This window comes from Erwinia pyrifoliae DSM 12163 (genome assembly GCF_000026985.1).
Lineage (GTDB): Bacteria > Pseudomonadota > Gammaproteobacteria > Enterobacterales > Enterobacteriaceae > Erwinia > Erwinia pyrifoliae.
This window is the reverse complement of sequence record NC_017390.1, coordinates 1277000-1302455: the sequence shown is the minus strand read 5'-3', so window position 1 is coordinate 1302455 and position 25456 is coordinate 1277000. Positions and strand designations below refer to the sequence as shown.

6 protein-coding genes are annotated in these 25456 nt (G+C 63.3%); 5 read left to right on the top strand and 1 reads right to left on the bottom strand.

The window, feature by feature from the left end:
- Positions 1-147: 147 nt before the first annotated feature.
- Complete coding sequence (locus EPYR_RS05720; protein ID WP_012667461.1) at positions 148-342, bottom strand: hypothetical protein; 195 nt, start codon at positions 340-342, stop codon at positions 148-150.
- A gap of 917 nt (positions 343-1259) precedes the next feature.
- Here EPYR_RS05720 and EPYR_RS05715 point away from each other — a divergent pair.
- The 5 genes from EPYR_RS05715 to EPYR_RS05695 all read left to right on the top strand — a co-directional run bounded on the left by EPYR_RS05715 (position 1260) and on the right by EPYR_RS05695 (position 25383).
- Positions 1260-1640: an ArsC family reductase gene (locus EPYR_RS05715; protein ID WP_012667460.1), complete on the top strand. Its 381-nt coding sequence runs from the start codon at positions 1260-1262 to the stop codon at positions 1638-1640.
- Between the two features lie 2 nt (positions 1641-1642).
- The gene (gene dapE / locus EPYR_RS05710; RefSeq protein ID WP_012667459.1) at positions 1643-2770 is read left to right on the top strand and encodes a succinyl-diaminopimelate desuccinylase; all 1128 of its coding nucleotides are present in this window, start codon (positions 1643-1645) and stop codon (positions 2768-2770) included.
- A 10-nt stretch (positions 2771-2780) separates the two neighbouring features.
- The gene (locus EPYR_RS05705; RefSeq protein WP_012667458.1) at positions 2781-2969 is read left to right on the top strand and encodes a YpfN family protein; all 189 of its coding nucleotides are present in this window, start codon (positions 2781-2783) and stop codon (positions 2967-2969) included.
- Between the two features lie 589 nt (positions 2970-3558).
- Positions 3559-24645 (top strand): non-ribosomal peptide synthase/polyketide synthase, encoded by a 21087-nt coding sequence (locus EPYR_RS05700; RefSeq protein ID WP_041474171.1) that lies wholly within the window; start codon positions 3559-3561, stop codon positions 24643-24645.
- A 288-nt stretch (positions 24646-24933) separates the two neighbouring features.
- The gene (locus tag EPYR_RS05695; protein WP_012667204.1) at positions 24934-25383 is read left to right on the top strand and encodes a DcrB-related protein; all 450 of its coding nucleotides are present in this window, start codon (positions 24934-24936) and stop codon (positions 25381-25383) included.
- Positions 25384-25456 lie beyond the last annotated feature (73 nt).

Sequence of the window (25456 nt, the reverse complement as noted above, 5' to 3'; positions counted from 1 at the left end):
CGGCCTTTTTAATAGCGGCGACACCACCTGCCGATGTTGATTCTCTGAAGGGGAAAATAACCACGGGAAAGGTGGTCATGCAGCGTTCGCGTCACCCGGATAAGGAAAAAAAGGCTATCCGGCACGCCGTGGCGGCCGGGAAGTCAATTATTTAAGAATAACCACTTTGTCATAACCGCCGCTGTCGCTGTCGATATGCGTCTTCGCATCCGGGTGTTCTTTCAACACCGCCTCGACGATATGAGTAAACTCCACGCAGCGGGTGGCTTTTTTTCGGGTCAATACGATAGTCGACCGGGTTTCTTCGACCACATGTGCGTCAGACTCTTTCATGTAGTTCATCGCGCGCTCCTCCTGAAACGGGTTCTTACCCCCCTGTTGAGGGGTGCTTTTAACGATAATGCACCATTAAGTCGATCAGAATATAGATGAAACCCACAAGAAACAGAAGGGTACGTCAGTCTGACTTTGCCTGACAAAGCGTAAAAAGTCTGGTTTAGCATTCAGCCATCAAGCTTTCTGCCGCCGTTCAGCAACTTTATCAGCCTGATTGCTATCAGGTTAGCCGGACCGCTTTAAACCCCCTTTGCGATCGGGGAAAGTCTTAGCCAATATGAGCATGTTATAGAAATTAACGCCAAAAAAATGAAAACAAGTTTGCTCCCCCTGTAATCACTATAAATTAGCGGATCAGAATGAATGCCCGATTATAAATTCGCCTTTGAAAATTCTGCACAGCACGCCATTAATAATGGCAGCAGAACAATGAGTTGATCTGGCTTTCCACAATGAGCATAAAGCAGCCATAATCATCCCAACATTCAATACCATTTTGAATAACGCACATTGACAATTATTACCACTATTAGCCAAATGACAGTGATGCAGTCAGTTCATTAGATCAATATCTCCTGCCTCTGGGATTAAAAAAATAAAACAGAAAGCTGGAGGCGAATGACGACTGGTCAAAACCAGACGGCCCGAGCGGGAACTTATTTAATACTTCCTTCGAACCAGTAAATAAAGACGTCACATTAACAAAATCAACTGGAAGATAACTCATTGATACAACGCCCTCTTATATTAACCCGGTGCCATATAAGATCGCCATGCTTCTAACGAAATCTACATATACGATTTTTACCTCAAGCTCGACTAAATAATAAACACAATGATTCATATGGATTTTCATTGTGGTTTTCATGCTTTTTGATCGCCTGTATGCTACAACCCTGATCGGACAGGACAAGGTAATTATCATGACAAACCACATAGAACCCAAATTCACCCTCTATGGCATAAAAAACTGCGATACGATAAAGAAGGCGCGCAGGTATCTTGAAACCAGCGGCGTGGATTACCAATTCCATGACTATCGCGTTAACGGGCTGGACGCAGAATTACTGCAAGGCTTTATCGATAACCTGGGCTGGGAAGCGTTGCTTAATACGCGTGGAACCACCTGGCGTAAACTGGATGAGTCAGAACGTAAAGCGGTGAATACCCCCGCCGGCGCGCTGGCATTAATGCTGGCGCAGCCCGCAATCATTAAACGCCCGTTGCTCTGCGCCCCGGACGGCTCTATGCTGTTGGGCTTCAATGAAACCACTTACCAATCGTTTATCATGGAGAAATCATAATCATGCATTGTCCGGTCATTGAGCTAACGCATCAGCTTATTCGTCGCCCTTCCCTCAGCCCCGATGATGCCGGTTGCCAGGAGATCCTTATCGCTCGCCTGCAGGCGCTGGGCTTCACCATTGAGCCAATGAATTTCAGCGATACGCTCAATTTTTGGGCGTGGCGTGGTGAAGGTGAAACTCTGGCCTTTGCCGGCCATACCGACGTCGTCCCCACCGGCGATGTAAAGCACTGGCAAACCCCCCCGTTTGAACCGGCTATCCGCGAAGGTATGCTGTTTGGCCGTGGTGCGGCCGATATGAAAGGTTCGCTGGCAGCGATGGTCGTGGCTGCTGAACGTTTTGTTGCCAGCAATCCGCACCACAAGGGGCGGCTGGCGTTTCTAATAACCTCTGATGAAGAAGCCAGCGGCACCAACGGGACGGTCAAAGTCGTCGAGGCGCTGATGGCGCGACATGAACGCCTGGATTACTGCCTGGTGGGCGAACCCTCCAGCACTGAAGTGGTGGGTGATGTGGTGAAAAATGGCCGCCGTGGTTCCATCACCGCCAATCTGACCGTTCACGGGGTTCAGGGCCATGTGGCCTATCCACACCTTGCCGACAACCCGGTGCATCGTGTCATCCCTGCCCTGAATGAACTGGTGGCAACCGAGTGGGACAAAGGCAACGAATTTTTCCCGCCCACCAGTATGCAGATAGCCAACGTGCAGGCCGGAACCGGCAGCAACAACGTGATCCCCGGTGACTGCTTCGTTCAGTTCAATTTCCGTTTCAGCACCGAACTGACTGATGTCATTATCCAGCAGCAGGTGAAGGAACTGCTCGACCGCCATCAGTTGCGCTATAGCATTGAGTGGAAACTCTCCGGCCAGCCGTTCCTTACCCCGCGCGGCAAGCTGGTCGATGCGGTGGTCAACGCGGTTGAGCACTATAATGAAATCAAACCCCAGCTGCTTACTAACGGCGGTACTTCCGATGGGCGCTTTATTGCACGTACGGGAGCGCAGGTGGTTGAACTGGGTCCGGTAAACGCCACCATTCATAAAATCAATGAATGCGTAAAGGCCGCCGATCTGCAGCTGCTTAGCCGCATGTATCAACGGATCATGGAACAGCTGATCGCTTAAAGGTGAAAAGATGGCATGGTTAAAAGAGTACTGGTGGGTTCTGGTGATCCTGCTGATGGTCGGCATTCTGATGAACGTTTATAAAGATCTGAAACGCATCGATCCGAAAAAGTACATGGAAAACAAGCCTGATCTGCCGCCGCATCGTGATTTTAATGATAAATGGGATGACGAAGACGACTGGCCTAAGAAGCCATAACGCTTTATTTCCCAATCCATTTCTCTTAATGATCCCATACCCAACCCCGGTATCACTGCCGGGGTAACGCCCTACCGGCCCCTTGACGCCGGGTTGCCGCATCCCGGCTGAACGCTGTTCGTCTTTGCCTGCATAGCTCCTGATAAAACTCACCTGACTCCTTCTTACCACACCACGTTTTTCAGTTTCCTGCATGCCCCCACACGCCTCCCCCTTTACGCGTAAGTGACGAATAAAAGTTTTCGGAAAAAGGGAATTTTCTCTTATGTATTACCACCTATAATTTAGCAAATAAACCTGTGAACCAAGGCCGAGCCAGAGTCCTACGAAATTAAACGCTGGTTTTACTTATAGATAAATATGGAGAAACTGGATGTTATCCTATCCGCTTACGTATTTGCGCCACTTATTGTCCGGCACGGTAAAAACCAGCCTGAATCCTTTACCCCACTGACAGAAAAACCCATTTCGCCGATGAAACGGTCAACAAGACATCAATGCAGAAACGCCGCTGTCGGTGCGTTATCCCCTTCGTGCTCTGTCATGCAGATTAAATATCGCAAACTATAAATAAGGTCATAACATCAGTATGAATGCGAATAACCCAGCCTCACCTTCTACTTTTGACAGTAACAACTTGAAACTGACCTCATCAACCCTCGCGCAGGAAGAAATTTTCCTGATAGAAGAGACGCATCAGCAGGCGAATTGCTGGCTTTCATTTGCACTGGATATCAACGGGCAGCTGGACGTCGATAAGCTGGCACAAGCGCTGGAACATTTGTGTCAGCAGGTTCCCCTGCTGCAAACGCGTCTGCTGTATCAGGATGGCCGTTTATGGCAACAGCCTGCTCCGGCAAGTCTGCCAGCGTTGGAATTGACCGATTTGCGCGGCCACGCTGCGCCTGAAGCGGAATTTCAGCAGCTGCTGGTGCAAACCCCGCCGGGCAAACGATGCACAGACGGCTCGCTTTCGCATTTCAAACTATGCCAGCTTGGCGACGCACGCTATAGCCTCGCAGCCTGGCTTCATCACAGCCTGATCGATGTGCGCTCATGGACAATCCTTAAATCCCTGCTGGCAGACAGCTACAACGCCTTGATGACTGGCTCGTCGCTGCCGACATTTCCCTGGCTGAATCCTTCCCTGCTGGCCGGGGAGGAGCAAGCCTGGCTGACCTCCTCCAGCAGCAAGGAAGATGCCGTATTCTGGCAGCAATACGTCAGCAGGTTGCCCTCTGCGGCCATGACGCAGCGTATTATTGGCGAAGAGAGAAGAGCGCTAAACGTACGTCATACCCAGCGCCTGCAGGAAGAAAAACGCGCACGTATACGGTCAGCGGCCAGCCAGCAGGAAGTCAAAGAGCCTGTTATCTACCTCAGTGCGGTTGCGCTGCTGATGCGCCATCTCACCGGTCAAGAAACGGTCAGTCTCAGCCTGCCGGTGAAAGGCACCTGGAACGCCGAACAGCCCGGCATGACCTCTAACGTTGTTCCGCTGATCCTCAACCTCCCTGCACAGGCAACCGTGAAGCAAGTGCTGGCGACCGTTGGGCAAGAACTAAGACGGGTATTGCCACATCAGCGCTACCGCGCACAGGCCATCCAGCGCCACGCCGGGATAAGCGCCCGACAGGGGTTCGGACCGCATGTGAACATTATGCTGTTTGACCAGGGAGCCACTTTCCAGCATTGCCAGACGCAAGCGCATTTCGGACGCCATATCGACAGCAGTGACATGCACTTTACTTTCTGGGGCGACTCCCGGCATGGTGGAGTGGACATCCTGCTGGATGACGCGATTGAAGGTCATCGGCCAGGAGAGCTTGCCGCCGTTGGCAGCCAGCTCGACTTTTACCTTGAACAGCTCGCCGGGGCGGCGGATATGCCGCTTTCACAGCTGGACGAAGCGGCCGAACTGCACGCTCATCCGCAGCTGGCGCAGAGTTTTTATGCCCTGCGCCGTCGCCCTGCCGATGCCGGTGTACTGCGTTGGGACCGACAGGTTAATCAGCTGCTGAGCCAGTTTTATGCCGGTCAGTGTGTCGGCGCGGGCAACGGCCCGCTGCCGGTCAGTAAAATATGGCTGGATAACACCCTTGTCAGCTTCAGTAAACTTCATCCGGTAGCCAATGCGGTTAAGGCTGCGCCGGGCACCCTGCTGGCGGCGGATAGCCACGGCTGGCAGATTGCCGTCGCCGATGGTGCAGTGCACATTCAGGGCTTTACCACGCTTGATGGAGCCGCCTGCTGTCCGGTTGCCCTGGCGCAAGCCTCAGGTATCAGACCCGGATCGACGCTGAAAATCATCAGCGAAAATGAAGCCCGACAGCTAACCCGGCAATGGCAGAATTCGGTTGAACGCCAGGCCTGGTGGAGCGAACGCCTGAAGCAGCGTGACGGCGGCTGGTTATCAGCGGCACGGCCTGAACAACCTCATGTACTGCCGCGCTGGCAGACAACGGAATGGGCAACGATCGACACTGAACAGGAGAATGCACTGCCTGCACTGCTTACAGCCTGGCTGGTTTATATCGCACGAGATACCCGGCTGGCATTGCCACCTGTCGGCGTACGGTTAAGTTCCCAAGGCCAACCCGCGCCTGAAGCGCTGTTTGCTGCGGTCGTCCCCTTTGCCGTTCCTGTCGATCTCTCCTTACCATTCAGCCAGATCGCCGATGCCGTCAGTGAGGAATACAGCGCTCTGCACAGTCATCTCCCCTGCCCGGCGGAGTGGCTGCAAAGCAACGATGAGAAATCCCGCGCTTTCGCCCTCCGCGTGGTGAATAATACCGCCCCGGTGGACACAGATTGTCCGCCGGTCAGTTTGCTGGAGCTGCAGTGGCACCACGAGCTGAAAGCGGCACGCTGGGTTTATAACGCCAGCTTCCTGAGCACTGAAGAAGCAGAGCGTCTGACGCCTCGTCTGCAAGCGCTGCTAAGCGCAGCGGCGCGCACCGAAAACGCCGACATGCCCGCAGCGGCTTTACCGCTACTGACCGCCGCCGATCGCCAGCTGCTGGATAGCTGGCACGCGCCTGCCAGCGCTCCCCCCCCGGCGCAATACCTGACGCAGATGTTTGAAGCCCAGGCGGAGCGGAGCGCCACAGCCGTTGCGCTGGTGAGCGGCGGGCAGCAACTCACTTACGCCGGGCTTAACCAGCGCGCCAACCAGCTGGCTCATTGCCTGCTGGCGCGTGGCGTTTCACCGCAGCAACGTATCGCTTTCTGCCTGGAGCGCGGCGTTGATATGGTTATCGCCATGCTGGGCATTCTCAAAGCGGGGGCGGCTTACGTCGCGCTCGACCCCGCCTATCCGGGCGAACGCCTGCACTATATTCTGCAGGACGCCGCGCCGGTCTGTCTGCTGACCGATGCGCTGGGACGTCAGACGATGGCAAACTCTTCCGTTGCTGCGCTGGCGCTGGACGCAGCTCTGCTGCGCGACTATCCCGACCATAATCCCGAACTGCACCATCCTGCCCTGACGCCGCAAAGTCTGGCGTACATTATCTATACATCAGGCTCGACGGGGCAACCGAAAGGCGTGATGATCAGCCATGAGAATATGGTTAACTTCCTCTGCTGGAGCCAAAGCGCATTCAGTCAGGCGGAGATGATGCGCACCTACAGTGCCACCTCGCTTAACTTCGACCTTTCAGTCTATGAATGTTTTGCTCCGCTCATACGCGGCGCGGCGGTGCATATCGGTGAAAACGCGCTGGCGCTGGCCGCCAACAGTGATATCACGCTGCTGAACACCGTTCCTTCCGCCGCCCAGGCGCTGCTGAATAACCGGCAGTTCCCTGAAGCATTAGCCAGCCTGAACCTGGCGGGCGAAGCCCTGAGTGCCAGCCTGATTAAACGCATTTTTGCTGAAACCCACATTCAGCAGCTGTGCAATCTGTATGGCCCGTCGGAAACCACCACCTATTCAACATGGCACCGCTATACGCGGGACGGAGCGATAAGCGAGACCATTGGTCGCCCGATAGCCAATACCCGAATCTACCTGCTGGATGAGGCGATGCAGCAGGTGCCACCAGGATCGGTAGGTGAGATCTGGATTGGCGGTGCCGGGGTGGCGCTGGGCTACTTTAACCGCGCCGAACTGACCGCAGAACGCTTCCTTGACGACCCGTTCAGCCCGCTGCCCGCTGCCCGCATGTACCGTACCGGCGACCTCGCCCGCTACCAGAGCGACGGCAGCCTGATTTACCTCGGACGCAACGATGACCAGGTGAAAATTCGCGGCTTCCGCATCGAGCCGGGCGAAATCGCCGCACGCCTCAGCGAGCACCCGGACGTGCGCGAAGCCGCCGTCACCGCTCAGCTGCGCCCCGGCACCGAGCCGCGCCTGGTGGCTTACGTCGTCCCGCGCCCGACCGCAGATAATCCGTCCGCCGCCGCGCTGCGCGCCTTCCTCGCCGGACGCCTGCCCGACTATATGCTGCCCGCCGCCTGGCTCACCCTGCACGCCCTGCCCCTGACCCCCAACGGCAAGCTTGACCGCCGCGCCCTGCCCGCGCCCGACGACGACGCCTTTGCCCGCGCCGACTTCGAAGCGCCTCTCGGCGCGGCCGAACAGGCCCTTGCCGACCTGTGGAGCGAACTNCTCGGCGTCAGCCGCGTTGGCCGCCGCGATGACTTCTTCGCCCTCGGCGGCCACTCCCTGCTGGCGGTGAAACTCAGCAGCCGCCTGCGCCAGCTCAACGACAGCNCCCTGTCGGTACAGCAGATTTTCGCCCACCCGCTGCTGGCAGAGATGGCAGCCGCCGTCAGCGACGCGCCGCGTGACGCCCTGCCCGCATTTATCCGCGCCGACCGCGACCGCCCGCTGCCGCTCTCCTTTGCCCAGCAGCGCCTNTGGTTCCTCTGGCAGCTTGAGGAAGACCCCGCCACCTACAACATGCCCGCTGCCGTCACGCTGCACGGCGATGTCGACGCCGGTGCCCTGCACCTCGCTCTCGGCGACCTCTTCGCCCGCCACGAGGCCTGGCGCATGACCTTCAGCGAGCAGGATGGCCAGCCCTTCGCCCGCCTGCTGCCGCCGGACGCCGTACCGCCGCTGGTGCACCACGACCTGCGCGACCGTTGCGACCATCAGGCGCAGCTGCAGCGGCTCTGCGAAGAAGAGGCCCATCAGCCCTTCTCGCTGGCGCACGGCCCGCTGGTGCGTGCGCGTCTCGTGCTGCTGCCCGGCGACCGTACCTGCCTGCTGATCACCCAGCACCATATCGTCTCCGACGGCTGGTCGGTCGACCTGATGTGGCGCGANCTGAGCGCCTGCTATAACGCCCGCCGCGCCGGACAGGTCGCCGCCCTGCCGCCGCTGCCGCTGCAGTTCCCCGACTATGCCGCCTGGCAGCGCCGGTTCCTCACCCCGCAGCGCCTGTCGCTGCAGGCCGACTACTGGTATCAGCAGCTGCACGGTGCGCCTGACCTGCTGCCGCTGCCGACCGACCGCCCGCGACCGCCGCAGCAAAGCTACCCCGGTGCGGCGGCTGCCGTCGACTTCGGCCCTGAGTTCAGCGCCGCGCTGCGCCGCTTCAGCCGCCAGCACGGCGTCACCCCTTATATGACNGTGCTTGCCGCCTGGTCGGTGGTGCTCGGCCGCCTCGCCGGCTGCGACGACCTGGTGATTGGCACCCCGGTTGCCGGCCGCGACCGCGCCGAGCTGGAGCCGATGATCGGCTTCCTGGTCAATACCCTCGCGCTGCGCATCCGCCCGCAGCACGATACCGGCGTCCCCGCCCTGCTGGACCAGGTGCGCCGGCAGGTGCTCGACGGCCAGGCGCATCAGGAACTGCCGTTCGAGCAGGTGGTGGAGCGCCTTAACCCGCCGCGCCAGCTCGCCCACGCCCCGCTGTTCCAGGTGCTGCTCGCCTGGCAGACCGCCCCGGCGCAGCCCGCGCTTGACGGCCTGCTCATCAGTCCCGCGCCGGACGCCTACGCCCGCATCAAGTTCGACCTTGAGCTGTCGCTGGTCGACGACGCGCACGGCATCCACGGCGCGCTGCGCTATGCCACCGCGCTGTTTGACGCCGACACGGCGCAGCGCCACGCCGGCTATCTGCTGCGCGTGCTGGAAGCNATGCTGGCGCAGCCGCAGCAGCCGCTGGCGCGCCTGCCGATGCTCGGGGAAGAGGAGCGCCGCCGGCTGCTGCTGGACGCCAACGTCACCCCGGCCGGACGCGACACGCGCTGCCTGCATCAGCATCTGGAGCAGCATGCTGCCCGCTGCCCGCACGCCGTGGCGCTGGCCTGGGACGGCGGCACNCTCAGCTACGGCGAGCTTAACGCCCGCGCCAACCGCCTCGCCCACCGCCTGCTGGCCGACGGCGTGCAGCCCGACAACCTGGTGGCGCTGTGCGCCGACCGTTCGCCGCAGCTGATGATCGGCCTGCTGGCGATCCTCAAAGCCGGCGCTGCTTATCTGCCGCTCGATCCCGCCTATGCCGGAGAGCGCCTGGCCTATATTCTCGACGATGCCCGCCCCGCGCTGCTGCTGGCCGATGAGGCCGGACGCACAGCGCTTGGCGACACCGCCCTGAACGCCATCGCGCTGGAGAGTGCGGCCGACGACGACGCCTGGCCGGCGGAAAACCCGGACTGCGCCGTTGCCCCGCACCATCTCGCCTACGTCATTTACACCTCCGGCTCCACCGGCCAGCCGAAAGGCGTGATGGTCGAACACCGCCAGGTGGATCGCCTGTTCCACGCCACCGCACCAACCTTCAGCTTCAGCGAGCGCGATACCTGGTGCCTGTTCCACTCCTTCTCGTTCGACTTCTCCGTCTGGGAGATCTGGGGCGCGTGGTACTACGGCGGACGGCTGGTGATCGTCCCGGCGGCGGTCACCCGTTCNGCCCCCGACTTCGTGCGCCTGGTGTGCGAGCACGGGGTCACGGTACTTAACCAGACGCCGTCGGCGTTCAGNACCTTTGCCCGCGCCGAGGCCGACAGCGGCCTGAGCCATCAGCTGCGCTGGGTGATTTTCGGCGGNGAGGCGCTGGAAACCGCCAGCCTGCGCGAATGGTATCAACGCNACGCGGAGGATGCGCCGCAGCTGGTCAATATGTACGGCATCACCGAGACCACCGTGCACGTTACCTGGCACCTGCTGACCCGCGCCGATACCGNACTGACGCACAGCCCGGTTGGCCAGCGCATCGCCGATTTACGCCTCTACCTGCTGGACGAACGGCAGCAGCCGGTGCCGACCGGCGCTACCGGTGAGCTGTACGTCGGCGGAGCCGGGGTGGCTCGCGGCTACCTGAACCGCCCCGAACTGAGCGCGGAGCGCTTCCTGCCCGACCCGTTCAGCCCGCNTCCCGGCGCACGCATGTACCGCGCCGGTGACCTGGCCCGCTANCTGCCCGACGGCAGCCTGGCCTATCTGGGACGCAACGATGACCAGGTGAAAATTCGCGGCTTCCGCATCGAGCCGGGCGAAATCGCCGCCCGCCTGGGTGAACACCCGGACGTGCGTGAAGCGGCGGTGATCGCCCGCACCCGGCATGGCGAACCGCAGCTTTTGGCCTACATCGTCACGCAGCAGCCGCTGGAGGATCTCGCCGCCGTACTGCGCACCTTCCTCGCCGACAGGCTGCCCGCCTATATGATCCCGGCGGCGTATATTGCCATACCTGAGCTGCCGCTGACCGCCAACGGCAAGCTTGACCGCCGCGCCCTGCCGGGGCCGGACGACAGCGCCTTTGCCCGCAGCNCCTTTGAAGCACCACAGGGCGAGGTCGAGCAGGCGCTGGCCGCTATCTGGCAGGAGCTGCTGGCGGTGGATCGCGTCAGCCGNTTTGATAACTTCTTCGCCCTCGGCGGCCATTCGCTGCTGGCGGTACGCCTGATGGAGCGGCTGCGCCGCCAGCAGCTGCCCGCCAGCGTGCAGGCGGTATTTACCACCCGCACCCTCGCCGAGCTGGCCGCCACCCTCGGTCAGCAGCAGGAGGTCAGCGTGCCGCCGCTGCTGCTCACGCCGGACTGCCGTCAGGTCACCCCCGACCTGCTGCCGCTGATCTCCCTCAGCCAGGCGGATATTGACAGCCTCACCGGACGTCTGCCCGGCGGCGTTGCTGCCATCCAGGACATCTACGGCCTTTCGCCGCTACAGGAAGGTATCCTGTTCCATCACCTGATGAGCGACAAAGGCGACCCTTACCTGCTGATCGCCCAGCTGCGCTTTGACGACCGCGCCGCCCTGCTGCGCTATGCGGCGGCGCTTGACCAGGTGGTGGCGCGCCACGACGTGCTGCGTACCGCTTTCATCTGGGAAGGACTGAGCGAACCGGCCCAGGTGGTGCTGCGCAAGGTGGAGTCGGTGCTGACCGAGCTGGAGCTGGACGACAACGCCCCGGCGCTGGATCAGCTGCTGGCACGCTTCCATCCGCGCCACTACCGTCTGGATCTCGGCCAGGCCCCGCTGCTGCGCCTGATCGCCGCNCGCGACGGTGACGGCCGCTGGTACGCCGTGCAGCTGTGGCATCACCTGATCGGCGACCATACCGCGCTGGCGATCCAGCAGGAAGAGATCGCCGCAGTCTGCGAGGGACGCGGTGACAGCCTGACGCCGGCGGCTCCCTACCGCAATCTGGTGGCTCACGCCCGTCTTGGCGTCAGCCAGCAGGCGCAGGAGGACTTTTTCAGCGCGATGCTCGGCGACATTGACACGCCCACGCTGCCCTTCGGGCTGGGCGACGTGCATGCCGACGGTCAGGGAGTGCGCGAGGCGCACCTCGCGCTGCCGGATGCCCTGAGCCGTGGCCTGCGCGAACAGGCGCGCCAGCTTGGCGTCAGNCTGGCCAGCCTGTGCCACCTCGCCTGGGGCCAGGTGCTGGCGCACACCAGCGGCAACAGCCAGGTGGTGTGCGGCACCGTGCTGCTCGGCCGCCTGCAGGCCGGGCCGGAAGCCGACCGCATCCTCGGCCTGTTTGTTAACACGCTGCCGCTGCGGCTGGATATCGACCAGCGCGGAACGCGTGAAGCGGTCCAGGAGACGCACGCCGCCCTGAGCCGCCTGCTGGGTCATGAACATGCCTCGCTGGCGCTGGCGCAGCGTTGCAGCGGCATCGCCGCCCCGGCTCCGCTGTTCAGCGCCCTGCTGAACTACCGTCACAATGACACCGACGTCACGCAGCCCCTGATTAACGGGGTTGACATCCTGACTATGGAAGAGCGCACCAACTATCCGTTCGTGCTTTCAGTCGAGGACAACGATCGTTCGCTGGGGCTTACCGCCCAGAGCGTGGCGGCCGTGCCGCCGGAGCGCATCTGCGCCCTGATGCAGCAGGCGATGCTGTCGTTGCTTACCGCGCTACAGCAGTCGCCCGAAACCCCCGTTCGCCATCTGAACATCCTGCCGCCGGAAGAGCGCCGCCGGCTGCTGCTGGACGCCAACGTCACCCCGGCCGGNCGCGACACGCGCTGCCTGCATCAGCACCTTGAGCAACATGCCGCCCGCTGCCCGCACGCCGTGGCGCTGGCCTGGGACGGCGGCACCCTCAGCTACGGCGAGCTTAACGCCCGCGCCAACCGCCTCGCCCACCGCCTGCTGGCCGACGGCGTGCAGCCCGACAACCTGGTGGCGCTGTGCGCCGACCGTTCGCCGCAGCTGATGATCGGCCTGCTGGCGATCCTCAAAGCCGGCGCTGCTTATCTGCCGCTCGATCCCGCCTATGCCGGAGAGCGCCTGGCNTATATTCTCGACGATGCCCGCCCCGCGCTGCTGCTGGCCGATGAGGCCGGACGCACAGCCCTCGGCGACACCGCCCTGAACGCCATCGCGCTGGAGGGCGCGGCCGACGACGACGCCTGGCCGGCGGAAAACCCGGACTGCGCCGTTGCCCCGCACCATCTCGCCTACGTCATTTACACCTCCGGCTCCACCGGCCAGCCGAAAGGCGTGATGGTCGAACACCGCCAGGTGGATCGCCTGTTCCACGCCACCGCACCAACCTTCAGCTTCAGCGAGCGCGATACCTGGTGCCTGTTCCACTCCTTCTCGTTCGACTTCTCCGTCTGGGAGATCTGGGGCGCGTGGTACTACGGCGGACGGCTGGTGATCGTCCCGGCGGCGGTCACCCGTTCNGCCCCCGACTTCGTGCGCCTGGTGTGCGAGCACGGGGTCACGGTACTTAACCAGACGCCGTCGGCGTTCAGAACCTTTGCCCGCGCCGAGGCCAACAGCGGCCTGAGCCATCAGCTGCGCTGGGTGATTTTCGGCGGTGAGGCGCTGGAAACCGCCAGCCTGCGCGAATGGTATCAACGCNACGCGGAGGATGCGCCGCAGCTGGTCAATATGTACGGCATCACCGAGACCACCGTGCACGTTACCTGGCACCTGCTGACCCGCGCCGATACCGNACTGACGCACAGCCCGGTTGGCCAGCGCATCGCCGATTTACGCCTCTACCTGCTGGACGAACGGCAGCAGCCGGTGCCGACCGGCGCTACCGGTGAGCTGTACGTCGGCGGANCCGGGGTGGCTCGCGGCTACCTGAACCGCCCCGAACTGAGCGCGGAGCGCTTCCTGCCCGACCCGTTCAGCCCGCATCCCGGCGCACGCATGTACCGCGCCGGTGACCTGGCCCGCTANCTGCCCGACGGCAGCCTGGCCTATCTGGGACGCAACGATGACCAGGTGAAAATTCGCGGCTTCCGCATCGAGCCGGGCGAAATCGCCGCCCGCCTGGGTGAACACCCGGACGTGCGTGAAGCGGCGGTGATCGCCCGCACCCGGCATGGCGAACCGCAGCTTGTCGCTTACGTCACCCTGCATCAGCCGTGCGACGCGCTGGCCGAAACCCTGCGCGACCACCTGCAAACGCGCCTGCCGGCTTATATGATCCCGGCGGCGTATATTGCCATACCTGAGCTGCCGCTGACCGCCAACGGCAAGCTTGACCGCCGCGCCCTGCCGGGGCCGGACGACAGCGCCTTTGCCCGCAGCGCCTTTGAAGCACCACAGGGTGGGGTTGAGCAGGCGCTGGCCGCTATCTGGCAGGAGTTGCTGGCGGTGGATCGCGTCAGCCGNTTTGATAACTTCTTCGCCCTCGGCGGCCATTCGCTGCTGGCGGTACGTCTGATGGAGCGGCTGCGCCGCCAGCAGCTGCCCGCCAGCGTGCAGGCGGTATTTACCACCCGCACCCTCGCCGAGCTGGCCGCCACCCTCGGTCAGCAGCAGGAGGTCAGCGTGCCGCCGCTGCTGCTGACGCCGGACTGCCGTCAGATAACCCCGGAGATGCTGCCGCTGATCGCCCTCAGCCAGGCGGAAATCGATCGCCTGACGGCGCGCCTGCCCGGCGGCGTTGCTGCCATCCAGGACATCTACGGCCTTGCACCGCTGCAGGAAGGTATCCTGTTCCATCACCTGATGAGCGACAAAGGCGACCCTTACCTGCTGGTCGCCCGGCTGCGCTTTGACGACCGCGCCGCCCTGCTGCGCTATGCGGCGGCGCTTGACCAGGTGGTGGCGCGCCACGACGTGCTGCGCACCGCCTTTGTCTGGGAGGGCCTGAGCGAACCGGCCCAGGTGGTGCTGCGCAAGGTGGAGTCGGTGCTGACCGAGCTGGAGCTGGACGACAACGCCCCGGCGCTGGATCAGCTGCTGGCACGCTTCCATCCGCGCCACTACCGTCTGGATCTCGGCCAGGCCCCGCTGCTGCGCCTGATCGCCGCACGCGACGGTGACGGCTGCTGGTACGCGCTGCAGCTGTGGCATCACCTGATTGGCGACCATGCCGCGCTGGCGATCCAGCAGGAAGAAATTGTAGCTTTCTGCACCGGTCGCGCAGACAGCCTGCCGCCGCCAACGCCTTACCGTAACCTGATAGCCCAGGCTCGCCTTGGCGTCAGCCAGCAGGAGCATGAGGCATTCTTCCGCGATATGCTTGGCGATATTGACACACCCACGCTGCCTTTCGGATTGAGCGACGTGCACGCCGACGGACAGGGGGTGAGCGAGGCGCATCTTACGCTGCCGGACGCCCTGAGCCGTGGCCTGCGCGAACAGGCGCGCCAGCTTGGCGTCAGNCTGGCCAGCCTGTGCCACCTCGCCTGGGGCCAGGTGCTGGCGCACACCAGCGGCAACAGCCAGGTGGTATTCGGCACCGTGCTGCTCGGCCGCCTGCAGGCCGGGCCGGAAGCGGACCGCATCCTCGGTCTGGTGATCAATACCCTGCCGCTGCGGCTGAATATCGACCAGCGCGCCACGCGTGAAGCGGTACAGGAGACGCACGCCGCCCTGAGCCGCCTGCTGGGCCATGAACATGCTTCACTGACGCTGGCGCAGCGCTGTAGCGGTATCGCCGCCCCGGCTCCGCTGTTCAGCGCCCTGCTGAATTACCGTCATAATCAGGAAAGCGATGGCAGCCTGCCAATGCCAGCCGGCACCACCCTGCTGAGCGGTGAAGAGCGCACCAACTATCCCTTTGTGATGGCCGTGGATGATGATGGCCTGTCGCTCGGCCTTAGCGCCCAGGTCACCTCTCAGATCGATCCTGAACACGCCTGTGGCTGGATGGCCCAGGCGCTCGCCTCACTGCTTACGGCGCTGGAGAAAGAGCCGCTGGCTCCTGTGCGTCAACTGCGCGTGGTGCCTGCCGCAGAGCGCACGCTGCTGCTGGAAACCTTAAACCAGCCGAACCGGCCTTATCCGGCGAACCGTTGCCTGCACGATGAGTTTGAAATGCAGGCAGCCGCTAACCCGCAGACGATCGCACTGACCTGTGGTGAACAGCGGCTCAGTTATGGCGAGCTGAATGCCCGCGCTAATCGGCTGGCGCACTATCTGATGGAGGCCGGCGTCGGCCCCGATCGCCGTGTTGCGCTGTGCGTGTCGCGCAGTCCGTCGATGATCGTCGCTCTGCTGGCGATCCTGAAAGCGGGCGGCGCTTATGTGCCGCTTGATCCGAGCTATCCGGCGGAGCGACTCGCCTACATTATTGAAGACGCCCAGCCGGTCATGCTGTTGCATGATGATACCGGACGTGAAGCATTGGGTGAGGTGGATGTCCCTGCCCTGTCGCTGGAGGAAAGTCTGCCGGGGAGCTGGCCGCAACATAACCCGCTGCGTCGTGATACCGCACTCACTGCGCATCACCTGGCCTATATCCTCTATACCTCCGGTTCGACCGGCAAGCCAAAAGGGGTGATGCTCGACCATGCCGCCGTGCAGTGCCGTCTGGACTGGATGCAGCAGGCCTATGGGTTCTGCACTGACGATGTTTTCCTGCAGAAAACCACCTTCAATTTCGATCTGTCCGTCTGGGAGATATTCTGTTCGCTGCAGTGCGGCGCACGCCTGGCGTTGGCCAGCGATGCAGACGTTAAGGATCCGCAGCGCATGGCGGATCTTGTCAGCCGTGAAAAGGTCACCATCGCGCAGTTTGTTCCCTCCACGCTGGCACCTTTCCTTGCAACCCAGTCGGCTGACAACGCCAGCCCGCTGCGGCTGGTGATTTTTGGTGGCGAGGCGCTGACGCCGGAACACCTGAAACAGTGCCAGTCGGTATTGCCACGCGTGGCGTTCAGAAATATGTATGGCCCCACGGAGGCGGCGATCGATGCGCTCTTCTGGCCGTGCCCGGATCATTACGACGGCAGCCAGATTGCCATCGGCCGGCCGATGGGCTGGACCGCCGCCTACGTGCTTGACGAGCAGGGAGAACCGGTGCCATTTGGCGCGGTGGGCGAACTCTATCTCGGCGGTGCCGGGGTGGCGCGCGGCTACTTTAACCGCGCCGAACTGACCGCAGAACGCTTCCTTGACGACCCGTTCAGCCCGCTGCCCGGCGCGCGCATGTACCGTACCGGCGACCTCGCCCGCTACCTTAACGACGGCAGCCTGATTTACCTCGGACGCAACGATGACCAGGTGAAAATTCGCGGCTTCCGCATCGAGCCGGGCGAAATCGCCGCCCGGCTCAGCGAGCACCCGGACGTGCGCGAAGCCGCCGTCACCGCTCAGCTGCGCCCCGGCNCCGAGCCGCGCCTGGTGGCTTACGTCGTCCCACGCCCGACGGCGGATAATCCCTCCGCCGCCGCGCTGCGCGACTTCCTCGCCGGACGTCTGCCCGACTATATGCTGCCCGCCGCCTGGCTCACCCTGCACGCCCTGCCCCTGACCCCCAACGGCAAGCTTGACCGCCGCGCCCTGCCCGCGCCCGACGACGACGCCTTTGCCCGCGCCGACTTCGAAGCGCCTCTCGGCGCGGCCGAACAGGCCCTTGCCGACCTGTGGAGCGAACTGCTCGGCGTCAGCCGCATAGGCCGCCGCGATGACTTCTTCGCCCTCGGCGGCCACTCCCTGCTGGCGGTGAAACTCAGCAGCCGCCTGCGCCAGCTCAACGACAGCNCCCTGTCGGTACAGCAGATTTTCGCCCACCCGCTGCTGGCAGAGATGGCAGCCGCCGTCAGCGACGCGCCGCGTGACGCCCTGCCCGCATTTATCCGCGCCGACCGCGACCGCCCGCTGCCGCTCTCCTTTGCCCAGCAGCGCCTNTGGTTCCTCTGGCAGCTTGAGGAAGACCCCGCCACCTACAACATGCCCGCCGCCGTCACCCTGCACGGCGATGTCGACGCCGACGCCCTGCACCTCGCTCTCGGCGACCTCTTCGCCCGCCACGAGGCCTGGCGCATGACCTTCAGCGAGCAGGATGGCCAGCCCTTCGCCCGCCTGCTGCCGCCGGACGCCGTACCGCCGCTGGTGCACCACGACCTGCGCGACCGTTGCGACCATCAGGCGCAGCTGCAGCGGCTCTGCGCGGAAGAAGCCCATCAGCCCTTCTCCCTGTCGCGCGGTCCGCTGGTGCGCGCGCGCCTCGTGCGCCTGCCCGCTGAACGCTGCTGCCTGCTGGTCACCCAGCACCATATCGTCTCCGACGGCTGGTCGGTCGACCTGATGTGGCGCGANCTGAGCGCCTGCTATAACGCCCGCCGCGCCGGACAGGTCGCCGCCCTGCCGCCGCTGCCGCTGCAGTTCCCCGACTATGCCGCCTGGCAGCGCCGGTTCCTCACCCCGCAGCGCCTGTCGCTGCAGGCCGACTACTGGTATCAGCAGCTGCACGGTGCGCCTGACCTGCTGCCGCTGCCGACCGACCGCCCGCGACCGCCGCAGCAAAGCTACACCGGTGCGGCCGCGCCCGTCGACTTCGGCCCTGAGTTCAGCGCCGCGCTGCGCCGCTTCAGCCGCCAGCACGGCGTCACCCCTTATATGACNGTGCTTGCCGCCTGGTCGGTGGTGCTCGGCCGCCTCGCCGGCTGCGACGACCTGGTGATTGGCACCCCGGTTGCCGGCCGCGACCGCGCCGAGCTGGAGCCGATGATCGGCTTCCTGGTCAATACCCTCGCGCTGCGCATCCGCCCGCAGCACGATACCAACGTCCCCGCCCTGCTGGACCAGGTGCGCCGGCAGGTGCTCGACGGCCAGGCGCATCAGGAACTGCCGTTCGAGCAGGTGGTGGAGCGCCTTAACCCGCCGCGCCAGCTCGCCCACGCCCCGCTGTTCCAGGTGCTGCTCGCCTGGCAGACCGCCCCGGCGCAGCCCGCGCTTGACGGCCTGCACGCCAGCCCCGCGCCGGACGCCTACGCCCGCATCAAGTTCGACCTTGAGCTGTCGCTGGTCGACGACGCGCACGGCATCCACGGCGCGCTGCGCTATGCCACCGCGCTGTTTGACGCCGACACGGCGCAGCGCCACGCCGGCTATCTGCTGCGCGTGCTGGAAGCAATGCTGGCGCAGCCGCAGCAGCCGCTGACGCGCCTGCCGATGCTCGGGGAAGAGGAGCGCCGCCGGCTGCTGCTGGACGCCAACGTCACCCCGGCCGGACGCGACACGCGCTGCCTGCATCAGCATCTTGAGCAGCATGCCGCCCGCTGCCCGCACGCCGTGGCGCTGGCCTGGGACGGCGGCACCCTCAGCTACGGCGAGCTTAACGCCCGCGCCAACCGCCTCGCCCACCGCCTGCTGGCCGACGGCGTGCAGCCCGATGACCTGGTGGCGCTGTGCGCCGACCGTTCGCCGCAGCTGATGATCGGCCTGCTGGCGNTCCTCAAAGCCGGCGCTGCTTATCTGCCGCTCGATCCCGCCTATGCCGGAGAGCGCCTGGCCTATATTCTCGACGATGCCCGCCCCGCGCTGCTGCTGGCCGATGAGGCCGGACGCACAGCNCTCGGCGACACCGCCCTGAACGCCATCGCGCTGGAGAGTGCGGCCGACGACGACGCCTGGCCGGCGGAAAACCCGGACTGCGCCGTTGCCCCGCACCATCTCGCCTACGTCATTTACACCTCCGGCTCCACCGGGCGCCCCAAAGGGGTGATGATAGAGCACCAACAGCTCACTCACCTGTGCTTTGCCCAGCAGCCAATGCTGGCCGTCACCCCGGATAGCCGGGTGCTGCAATTTGCCTCCATCAGCTTCGACGCCAGCGTGTTTGAGGTGGCGATGGCCTTCAGTCAGGGCGCCAGGCTGACGCTGATCGGCGAAGAGGTGCGCCGTGATGCCGCCATGCTGATGTCATTTATTCAGCAGCAGGGGATCACCCATGCCACGCTGCCTCCGGCTCTGTTCAGGGGCGTTGATGCTGCGCCGCTGGCTCACGCTCGGTGCCTGGTGTTTGCCGGTGAAGCGCCGAGCGCCGCACTGCTCAATACGCTTGGCCCGCGCACCCGCGTGCTCAACGCTTACGGCCCGACCGAGGCGGCGGTCTGCGCCACGGCCTGGGTGGTGGATCGCCCGTGCGAGGAGGGTTATATCCCTGTCGGACAGCCCATTACCAACAGCCGCATTTATCTGCTGAATGACGATCTGCAGCCGGTGCCGACGGGCGCAACCGGCGAGATCTATATTGGCGGACTGGGCGTCGCACGCGGATATATCAACCAGCCAGAACTGACCGGGGAACGCTTCCTGCCCGACCCGTTCAGCCCACAGCCTGGCGCACGGATGTACCGCAGCGGTGACCTGGCGCGCTACCTGCCCGATGGCAACCTGGCCTATCTTGGCCGTAACGATGACCAGGTGAAAATTCGCGGCTTCCGCATCGAGCCGGGNGAAATCGCCGCCCGCCTGTGCGAACACCCGGACGTGCGCGAGGCCGCCGTGCTCGCCCGTACACGGCACGGCGAACCGCAGCTGCTCGCCTGGGTGACTCTGCATCAGCCGTGTGACACGCTGGCCGAAACCCTGCGCGACCATCTGCAAACGCGCCTGCCTGACTGGATGATCCCGGCCGCCTATATCGCCCTGGCGCAGCTGCCGCTGACCGCCAACGGCAAGCTTGACCAGCGCGCCCTGCCGGGGCCGGACGACAGCGCCTTTGCCCGCAGCGCCTTTGAAGCACCCCAGGGCGAGGTCGAGCAGGCGCTGGCCGGGATCTGGCAAGAGCTGCTGGCGGTGGAGCGCGTCAGTCGCTTTGACAACTTCTTCGCCCTCGGCGGCCACTCGCTGCTGGCGGTGCGCCTGATGGAGCGGCTGCGCCGTCTGCAGCTGTCCGCCAGCGTGCAGGCACTGTTTACTACCCGCACGCTCGCCGAGCTGGCCGCCACCCTCGGCCAGCAGCAGCAGGAGGTCAGCGTGCCGCCGCTGCTGCTGACGCCGGACTGCCGTCAGGTCACCCCGGAGATGCTGCCGCTGATCGCCCTTACCCAGTCCGCCATTGACCGACTGACGGCGCGCATGCCCGGCGGCGTAGCCGCCATCCAGGATATCTACGGCCTGTCGCCGTTACAGGAAGGTATTCTGTTCCACCATCTGCTGGCGACGGGTGGCGATCCTTACCTGCTGCTGGTTCAGCTCAGCTTTGACAGCCACGCCGCCCTGTTGCGCTATGCGGCGGCGCTTGACCAGGTGGTGGCGCGCCACGACGTGCTGCGTACCGCTTTCNTCTGGGAAGGACTGAGCGAGCCGGCCCAGGTGGTGCTGCGCGAGGCAGATTCGGTGTTGACCGAAGTGGAACTGGACGACGGTACCCCGGCGCTGGCGCAGCTGCTGTCGCGCTACGATTTGGCGCACTTTCGTCTGGACCTCAGCCAGCCTCCGCTGGTGCGCCTGATCGCCGCCCGCGGGGATGATGGCCGCTGGTATGCGCTGCAAATGTGGCACCACCTGATCGGCGATCACTCCACGCTGGCCATTCAGCAGCAGGAGATCGCGGCAATCTATGCCGGACAGGGTGACAGCCTGCCGCCGCCGACGCCTTACCGCAATCTGATTGCCCTGGCGCGGCTGGGGGTCAGTCAGCAGGATCATGAGCAGTTCTTCCGCAAAATGCTGGGCGACATCGATACGCCAACGCTGCCGTTTGGCTTAACCGGGGAGTACAACGATGCCTGCCAGGTAACAGAAGCGCACCAGCGTCTGCCGGTGGCGCTTAACCAGCGCTTACGCGATTTGGCACGCAGACTGGGCGTCAGCCTCGCCAGCCTGTGCCACCTTGCCTGGGGCCAGGTGCTGGCGCACACCAGCGGCAACAGCCAGGTGGTGTTCGGCACCGTGCTGCTCGGTCGCCTGCAGGGTGGCCGCGACGCGGAAAGCACCATGGGGCTGTTTATCAACACGCTGCCGCTGCGGCTGGATATCGACCAGCGCGGCATTCGCCAGGCGGTAGAGGAGACCCATAAGGCGCTTAGCGAACTGCTGATGCACGAACATGCCTCGCTGGCGCTGGCGCAGCGNTGCAGCGGCATCGCCGCCCCGGCNCCGCTGTTCAGCGCCCTGCTGAACTACCGCCATAGCGATGCACGCAACATGCAGCAAACGCCGGAGGGCATGCAGATACTCGACGCGGAAGAGCGCACTAACTATCCGTTTGTGCTGTCAGTGGAAGATTTCGGCGATGCGCTCGGCCTTACCGCGCAGACCACGGCGATGGCAACGCCGGAACAGGTCTGCGGCTGGATGAGCCAGGCGCTAACCTCTATTGCGGATGCGCTGGAAACAGCCCCGGATACGGCGGTGAAATCGCTGGATATCCTGCCGGCGGCGGAGCGGCATTTCATGCTGGAAGAGCTGAACCAGACCCGGGTGATATGGCCGACCAGCCAGCCGGTTCAGGTGCTGTTTGAGCAGCAGGCGGCGCAAAACCCCGCTGCGCTGGCGCTGACCTTTGAGGAGCAAACCCTCAGTTATGGCGAGCTTAACAGCCGGGCAAACCGACTGGCACATGCGTTGCTGGCCAGGGGCGTCGGGCCGGATGGCCTGGTGGCTATCTGCGCCGCACGCAGCCCGCAGCTGATGGTTGCGCTGCTGGCGGTGCTGAAAACCGGTGCCGCTTATCTACCGCTCGATCCGGACTATCCGCAGCAGCGCCTGCACTATATCTTGCAGGATGCTGCCGCGCCGCTGCTGCTGGCCGACGCGGCCGGATGTGCAGCGCTGGGTGAACATCAGGTCGATACCCTTGCGCTCGATATTCCACTGGAGGGAGAGTGGCCGCTCAGCAATCCTCAGCACATTGCGGATGAGGACTCGCTGGACGATCTGGCGTATGTGATCTACACCTCCGGCTCTACCGGCAACCCCAAGGGAGCCGGAAACAGCCACCGCAGCCTGATCAACCGGTTGTTGTGGGCAGCGGATGAGTACGGCCTGGACGCCAGCGACCGGATCCTGCAAAAAACGCCTTTCGGCTTTGACGTTTCAGTCTGGGAGCTTTTCCTGCCGCTGATCGTCGGTGCTTCGCTGGTCATTGCCAGGCCCGGCGGTCACAAAGATCCCGCTTACCTGGCTGAACTGATTGAACAGCAGCGGGTGACCACTGCCCACTTTGTTCCTTCCATGCTGGCGCTGTTCTTACATCACCCGGTCGGGCGCTGCGATGACTGCCTGCGCCGCCTGGTCTTCAGTGGAGAGGCGCTGCCCGCCGAACTGCTGAAAGAGGTATTGGCCGCATTGCCAACGGTGACCTGTTTCAACCACTACGGCCCTACCGAAGCCGCGATTGATGTCACCTCCTGGCGCTGTCACGCGTTACAGCAGCAGCAGCCGGTGCCCATTGGCCGCCCGATTGCCAACAGCCGCATCTACCTGTTGAACGACGAACGGCAGCCTGTGCCTTTCGGAGCCTGCGGCGAGCTGTATATTGCCGGCACGCCGGTTGCACGCGGTTACCACCATCGTGCTGAGCTGACGGCGGAGCGCTTCCTGGCCGATCCGTTCAGCGAGCTTGCCGGTGCACGCATGTATCGCACCGGCGACCTGGCGCGCTACCAGCCCGATGGCAGTCTGGTCTATCTCGGCCGCAACGATGACCAGGTGAAAATTCGCGGACTGCGTATTGAACCCGGGGAGATTGCGGCGGCGATTCAGGCGCATCCTGAGGTGGATGCAGCGGCGGTGATCGTCGATTATCGCCGTGGGGAGCCGCAGCTGGTCGCCTATGTGGTGTTACCTCCACACAGCCTGCTGAACGCTGCCGATCTGCGTCAATCGTTGAATGACAGCCTGCCGGATTATATGGTGCCAGCCGCCTGGGTGATGCTGGACAGCCTGCCTCTTTCCCCTAACGGCAAGCTGGCGCGCGATCGACTGCCGCTGCCGGATGAGCACGCCTTCATTCGGGCAGAAAACGCCGCTCCCGCCACGGCGGCCGAAGCGATTGTGGCCGATATCTGGAGTGACCTGCTCGATGTTGAGCAGCCTGGCCGCTTCGATAACTTCTTCGACCTCGGTGGCCATTCGCTGCTGGCGGTGCGCGTGGTCGAACGCCTGCGTCCGTATGGCAGTATCGGTGTAGATACCCTGTTCGCTAAACCGCTGCTGTGGGAATTTGCCGCAGCGGTGGCCGCGCACGATGAAAGCGTGCAGTCACGCGCGGTTGCCGTGCGCAGTGCAGGAAAAGAGCCACCGGTTTTCTTTATGCCTACCGGCCTTGGCGATTATACCTACGCTTTCCGACTGGCGCGTGACATCAGCACTGACTGCCCAGTTTATGCCCTGCCCTGGCCTGAACACGCATCGGCCCAGCCGAAAACGCTGGGTGCGCTGGCAAGGCACATGGTGGAAATCGTGCGGGAAGTTCAGCCGAAAGGGCCTTATACGCTGTTCGGCTACTCTTCCGGCGGGCTGCTGGCCCATGAAGTCGGCGTGCAGTTGCAGGAGGCCGGAGAGAAGGTGGCGCTACTCGGCCTGATCGATACGCTCGCCGGGGCTGCGCCCGCGCCTGCCTTTAACCCGTGGCTGGTGAATATGTTCCTGTTTAATGCACCCGTGCTGGCGCAGCAGTGGGATAGATCGCTGATTGAAGAGCTGATGCAGCTGGACAGGGATGCGGTTTATCAACGCGTTAAGCAGTTAAATCTGCCGGAAACACAGCAGCTGTTTGCCGTATCGCCTGAACGCTGGCAGCAAAGCTATCATTATCAACAACTGTGCAGCGGCGCGTCGCAGCGCCCGGTGCTGCCGCGTGTTCATCTGATTGCGGCGGAGGAAACCTTACCGGTGCCGGATGTCGATCCGCTGCTGCTCGCCGATGCAGCCAGGTTTAACCAGTTTGTCGCGCAGACGGCCCGCCTGGAGGATCTGGGCTGGAGCGCGTTGTACAATGATGGTCAACTGAGCGTTGAGAGGGTAAATGGCGATCATGCCAGCATGATGAGCGATAAGGAAAACCGCCGTCTGCTGGCGCAGCGCATCAGTCAGGTTCTGACGTCACGTCACTAACCTGCTGCGCACAAGCGCCGTATCGCCCTGATACGGCGCTTGTGTCATCGGCAGCTCGTCACCTGTGCTTCGTCATGATCCGGCTTGACGGCGGGACTTTCTCCTCAGGCTGGTCAGCATAACCGGCACACAACAAAAAGCCGTCTGCAAGGACAACAATCTGAAGCCGGGAAACCGGCTTTCTCATCTGTTTTGTCAGCCGTTTTTTTGCTCAAAACCGAACGATGGATTTTATTTGCGCCTGTCTTATGCGATGCTTAAACCCGGTTAATCAAAAGGATGCAGGCCATGCCCGATTTTTCCCGTTGTACCTTCACGGAAGGCAGCGTGACGCTGCCGGAAGGCTACAGCGACCGCACCGTNAACGTGCTGCTGGCCGGCGACGATGCGTCCCCCTCCCTCAATATCTCGCGCGACACGCTNCAGCCCGGTGAAGCCGTGGCGGACTACATCACCCGCCAGCTTGCCACCCTGTCCGCCAGCCTGAAAGGCTGGGTGCTGAAGGGGCGCGAACCGGCGACGCTGGGCGGGGAACAGCTGCCCGGCGAAAGCGTGTCGGCCAGCTATCTGCGCGACGGCCAGCGAATCTGGCAGCGCCAGGCGGTGTTTGCGCTGGCGGAAGGGCGCGTACTGGTGTTTACCCTGGCGCAGCCGCGTAAGCCGTCGCCGCAGGATGAAGCCCTGTTGCAACAGGTGCTGGCAAGCTACCGTCAGCCTGTGGATATCCGCCAGGAATAAAAGGAATTTATCATGAGTGAAGCCGCACGCGTTGGCGATGCCACCGGCCATTCCTCCGCGCTGGCCGGGATGA